Genomic DNA, 300 nt, shown 5'->3' with positions numbered 1-300 from the left:
CCCCCCCCCCCCCCCCCCCCCCCCCCCCCCCCCCCCCCCCCCCCCCCCCCCCCCCCCCCCCCCCCCCCCCCCCCCCCCCCCCCCCCCCCCCCCCCCCCCCCCCTTTTCACGCCGAAGACGGCATACGAGATCAGGCGCCATGTCTCGTGGGCTCGGAGATGTGTATAAGAGACAGGCTCAGGGTCGTTGGCGACTGCCAGCAAGGCAGGCAGCACTTGCGGTGGCCCGAAGCGCAGGCCTTGGGCCGCCTGCCGGCGGACTTCCGGCACGGGGTCGGACAACGCGGCCAACAGCAGGTCG

At 77.3% G+C, this 300-nt stretch carries 1 protein-coding gene; it reads right to left on the bottom strand.

The features are described 5' to 3' along the window. Positions 1-293: HEAT repeat domain-containing protein (locus JHD73_RS30180; RefSeq protein WP_368735575.1), on the bottom strand; the 293-nt coding region annotated here is incomplete at its 3' end. Between the last annotated feature and the right edge of the window lie 7 nt (positions 294-300).

The organism is Ralstonia sp. ASV6, from assembly GCF_016429285.1.
Lineage (GTDB): Bacteria > Pseudomonadota > Gammaproteobacteria > Burkholderiales > Burkholderiaceae > Ralstonia > Ralstonia flaminis.
Note: the sequence above shows the minus strand (reverse complement) of the source record. Positions and strands in the feature narration are given on the sequence as shown.